At 68.2% G+C, this 4,340-nt stretch carries 4 protein-coding genes and 3 pseudogenes; 5 read left to right on the top strand and 2 right to left on the bottom strand.

Annotated elements, in window-relative coordinates; genetic code table 11:
* The 3 genes and pseudogenes from ACWDA7_RS50810 to ACWDA7_RS50820 all read left to right on the top strand — a co-directional run.
* Positions 1-411 (top strand): hypothetical protein (locus ACWDA7_RS50810; RefSeq protein ID WP_450614749.1); only part of this gene is annotated, 411 nt, incomplete at its 5' end.
* A 109-nt stretch (positions 412-520) separates the two neighbouring features.
* Positions 521-1,329, top strand: a pseudogene (locus tag ACWDA7_RS50815) (IS3 family transposase); the annotation flags it as partial.
* Between the two features lie 110 nt (positions 1,330-1,439).
* Positions 1,440-1,850: pseudogene (locus tag ACWDA7_RS50820) on the top strand (integrase core domain-containing protein); the annotation flags it as partial.
* Here the strand turns inward: ACWDA7_RS50820 and ACWDA7_RS50825 are convergent.
* A pseudogene (locus ACWDA7_RS50825) lies at positions 1,841-2,250 on the bottom strand (maltokinase N-terminal cap-like domain-containing protein); the annotation flags it as partial. The pseudogenes ACWDA7_RS50820 and ACWDA7_RS50825 sit on opposite strands and share 10 nt — an antisense overlap.
* A gap of 116 nt (positions 2,251-2,366) precedes the next feature.
* On the opposite strand from ACWDA7_RS50825, the gene ACWDA7_RS50830 reads away from it, so the two are divergent.
* Both ACWDA7_RS50830 and ACWDA7_RS50835 read left to right on the top strand, forming a co-directional pair.
* A complete protein-coding gene (locus ACWDA7_RS50830) occupies positions 2,367-2,924 on the top strand; it encodes a hypothetical protein (protein WP_450614751.1) in 558 nt (185 codons plus the stop codon).
* A gap of 39 nt (positions 2,925-2,963) precedes the next feature.
* Positions 2,964-3,530 carry a Uma2 family endonuclease gene (locus ACWDA7_RS50835; protein ID WP_450614753.1) on the top strand — a complete coding sequence of 189 codons (567 nt, stop codon included), beginning with the start codon at positions 2,964-2,966 and terminating at the stop codon, positions 3,528-3,530.
* Positions 3,531-3,624: 94 nt separating this feature from the next.
* Here the strand turns inward: ACWDA7_RS50835 and ACWDA7_RS50840 are convergent, their stop codons facing one another.
* Positions 3,625-3,759 (bottom strand): hypothetical protein, encoded by a 135-nt coding sequence (locus ACWDA7_RS50840; protein WP_450614755.1) that lies wholly within the window; start codon positions 3,757-3,759, stop codon positions 3,625-3,627.
* Between the last annotated feature and the right edge of the window lie 581 nt (positions 3,760-4,340).

Consider the following 4,340-nt stretch of genomic DNA (forward strand, 5'->3'; position numbering starts at 1 on the left):
GGGGCCACTGCCGGCTGCCCGCAACGCCCGTACCCGTTCCAGCAGCTCTGTGTCATCGTCTTCGCGCACCGCGTCATTGTGCCCGACCAGCCCGAACCCCTTCGCCGCCGACCACGGACCCCGGCGGCGCCTGGTACCGTGCCCGGGAACAACCTTGGCCGTTTCGCACAACGGCTTGCTGCGCACATCCGTCGCGCTGACCTGCGCACCCGCGTACGCGCGATGGCTGGGATCACCGACGCCAACGCACCACTGGATACCCAGGCCTTGCGCCGCCTGGGCACCTCCTCCTACCTGTTCCTGGCCCTGGACGACATCTCCCAAAAGGCCCGCGGAACCTCACTCTTCGCTGTCCTCCCCGACACCAACGACAACAGCGAGCCGCGGGGAACCGATGCTGCAGGTCAGTGACGCGCTGCTGAGCGAACTTGAAGAACTGCACCTGTGGGGCTCGCAAAGTCATCGCTGCAGGTGGGAGCCTGAGTGCGGAGCCCTCGGCGGTGGCTGGGATGCTGCGCGGGTGATCACTTCGCTGCTGTACCGGGCCAGCCGTGTGCTGCTGTCGGTGCCGGCGGTACTGCTGCGCCGGGAGACCGCCAGGGATGCTGAACTGCTGGTGCTGCGGCACGAGAACGCGGTACTGCGACGGCAACTCACCAGTCCGATCCGCTACGAGTCCGCGGACCGGTTCTGGCTGGCCGCGCTGTCGTCGCTGATCCCGCGCCGCCATTGGAGCAGCGTCTTTCCGGTCACGCCGGGGACGCTACTGGCCTGGCACCGAAGGCTGATCGCCAGAAAGTGGGACTACTCCGGCCGACGCCGACGCACCGGTAGACCGCCCACCGCTGCCGCGCTCAAGAAGCTGGTCCTGCGCCTGGCGCATGATAATCCGCGGTGGGGGCATCGCCGGATCCAGGGCGAGCTGGCCCGGCTGGGGCACCCGATCGCCTCCTCAACTGTGTGGCAGGTCCTGCATGCTGCCGGCATCGTCCCGGCCCCGCGTCGCTCCGGTCCGAGCTGGCGAGAGTTCCTCACCCTGCAGGCGGAGGGGATCATCGCCGCGGACTTCTTCCACGTGGACACCGTGACCGGCAGGCGCCTGTACGCGCTGGGGTTCTTCGAGCACGGTACCCGCAGACTCCACATCACTGGTGTCACCGCCCACCTCACCGCGCAGGGGCGACCCAGCAGGCCCGCAACCTCGCCGCGGATCTCGGCGTCCGCGTCGAGTCCCTGCGCTTCGTCCTTCGCGACCGCGACAGCAAGTGCACCAGCTCCTTCGACGCCGTCTTCGAAGTGGAGGAGATGGAGGTACTGCTCAGCGCGCCGTAGGCGCCGCGGATGAACGCCCTGTCCCGCTCGGAAATGCGATTCCGGATCTGGCCTGCAGCTTCTCCGCGCGGGGCGATGGCCTCCACGGTGCCTGGGGTGATCCTTCGATGCTGCTGTCCATCGTCACCGCGCTGGTCCGAAATCTGATCATGGTGCCCGCTGGCATCCTGCGCAGCCGCGTGGCCAAGGATGCGGAGGTGTTGGCGTGCGGCACGAGAACGCGGGGCTGCGCCGTCAGATCGCCCGGGTCCGCTACGAGCCTGCCGACCGGATCTGGCTCGCCGCCCTCTCCCGGCTGGTCCCGCGCGCGGTGGCGCCAGGACTTCGCGGTCACGCCCGCGACGTTGCCGGCCTGGCACCGGCGACTGGTCGCCCGGACGTGGACATTCCCCCGGCACCGCCGCCCGGGCCGGCCGTCCACCGCATCCACCGTCAAGCAGCTCATCCTGCGTCTGGCGCGGGAGAACAGCGCCTGGGGCCACCGGCGCATACAAGGCGAGCTAGCCCGCCAGGTCCACCCGGCGACGAGGCGTCCGGACGACTTCTGCGCAGCCTCCGTCAGCCGCAGGACGCGGTTGACGTGAACGTCAAGCCCGTCGTCAGGGCCAGTGCCGTGCACGGTGACGGTCGGGTCAGGGGTGTCGCCTCTTGCTCTGGTGCTGCGGCATCGCCTCGCCGCGCAGGAGCACGCGCGACTGCGCCCTCACCACCGGGTCGTGGACGCCATCGTAGATCCACCGGGTGCCGAGCACCCCCATGCTCAGAGGTGCCGATCAGTGCCTCGCCGGGGACGCCCTCCAGCGCCGCACCGCGGTAGCCCATCGGTACCAGATACGCCACCGACTCCTGCGCGGTGGCGCCCACCACGACCATGAACTCGATCCCGACCGCGCCGTCCGGATCGTCCAAACGGAGCCCTGCCCTTGCCGAAAACTCATCCGTCCTGGTGGTGGCCGGTGTGCGGGATGTCGACCGCGGCTGCTCACGTCGGCATTTTCATGTGGCTGTCGATCACCGCGGCATGATGATCGACCGTGCTGCTACGACGTGCCTACCTGGGCGTGACGAACGGATTCGGCCTGCTGCGCCTGCTGCGGATGAGGGCCCGGGACAAGGACGCGGAGATCTTTGCCCTGCGTCATCAGATCACGGTGCTGGAACGTCAACTCGGCAAGCAGAGGGTGCGGTTCACCCCGAGTGGCGGGGCGTTCCTGGCGGCGCTGCTGCACTGGCTGCCACGGCATGTGCTGCGCAGGATGCGGCTGCTGGTGCGCCCGGACACGGTGCGCGAAGACGTCTCCACCGCACGTAAGTCCTACGCCGCGGCAGCGCGCCTCGCTTCGTGGAGCCTGCTCTACCTCTTCGCGGCCGCCGTGTGGTGGCCCGCCGCGTTCATCGGGGTCGGAACCGCGTTCTGCGCGGCCATACGTGCCCGGACCGGTGCGGACGCCCTAGCCTCGCTCGTGGAGACCGCCGTCGATCTACATCTGACGCCCCTCGCCGTAGCAGTCGGCCTCCCAGTGACGGGCACGCCCGCCGAAATCGGCCGGGCCGTAGCGGACCATTTCAAGGGAGCCAGTAGTCTGGGCTGACAGCGTCGGCTTCGTCGATCGACCCAGGGGAGGTGTGCCGTGACCGCCGAGATGATCGCTCCCGCGTGGATGCACACGCCGATCACCGCAGAGCAGTACGACTCCTGGTCCGAGGAGCAGTGCGCGGGTATCGAGATCGTGGACGGGATGGTCGTCGTGAGTCCGAGCGCGTCCAAACGGCACAACCGCCTCGCACGGATCCTGGCCAACGCCCTGGACACGGCGGCAGGCCCGGAGTGGAACGCGGACACGGACTTCGACATCCGGTTGCAGGACGTCCCACTCACCAACCGCCGCCCGGACGTGACCGTCTACCGGGCGGACAGCATCGACGTCACACCGACCCGCCCCGAGCACGTGCTGCTCGTGGTCGAGGTCGTTTCGCCCGGCTCCGAAACCACCGACCGGATCGTAAAGCTCGAGCAGTACGCTCGAGCGGGCATCGCCTTCTACTGGCGAGTCGAGCAATCCCCCGGCACGGTTCCGCTGGTGTACACCTACCTCCTCGACCCAGCGAGCGGCTCCTACCGCCAGAGCGAGGTGTTCACCGGGACGGTCAAGGCTGGTGCGCCCTTCCCCGTGGAGGTCGATCTCGGGGCGCTGTGACGCATCCCGGGCAACCGGGATGCCGGGGAATCCGCCTCGGGCGGGCGGGCCTGGGCGTGGCCCCAGCTCCGAGAAGGGTGCGGCCGTACGGGCGTCACACCGCCCTGCGGAAGTGCAGGGCGGTGAGGTTCATACGGTGATCGCGGTAGAAGCCTTGCGCTGGCAATGCGCGCGGACGACGACGAATCGGGAAGAAGCCCACGTTGCGGGTGCCGAAAACCCCATCCATGGTCTGTGACCTGCAGATTGTCACGAAAGGCCAGTGATGGTCGGATGGGCGTGTCAGGTTGGTGGATCGTGCTGTTGCGCCTGCCCTCGCCTGCGCCTGCGCGATCCTGGTGGTTAATTGCACAGAGTGGCCGAACGTCGGAGGGTGCAGCTCCCTTCGAGGGACAGGCTGAGCTGGGCATTTGTCGGTTCGGCTCGACTGCTGGTCGTGGAGATCCTTTCGGAACCAGCAGGTCACGCCCGCGCGCCGGATCAAGATCGACAGCGCCGAGGGTGCCGGTCACCGCGGGACCCGCTGTCGTGGTCGAGTCGATCACTCGGGCGTACCTCAAGCCGCAGTTCACGCAGGTAGGGCCGTCCCCCCAAAGGAGCCACACCCAACGTCGGAGGTCACCAGCCGCGACTGCGCGCCCATCGCTGACAAATCGGACGAGCAGCGGCACCTTCGCGAACGTCGCCGTGACGCTGCGCCAATTAACCACCAGGACAACACCGTTGCGTTTACTTCCGTGAGCGGTTCGCGAGCCCGTGCTCGAAGAACGTGATGGCGGTGTGGATGGTGTAGTTCTGGCTGGTCGTGGG

Source organism: Streptomyces sp. NPDC001156 (assembly GCF_053598275.1).

Excerpts from the sequence above, each read along its gene's own strand:
- ACWDA7_RS50840 (WP_450614755.1), bottom strand. The coding sequence starts at position 3,759 with ATGGATGGGGTTTTCGGCACCCGCAACGTGGGCTTCTTCCCGATTCGT.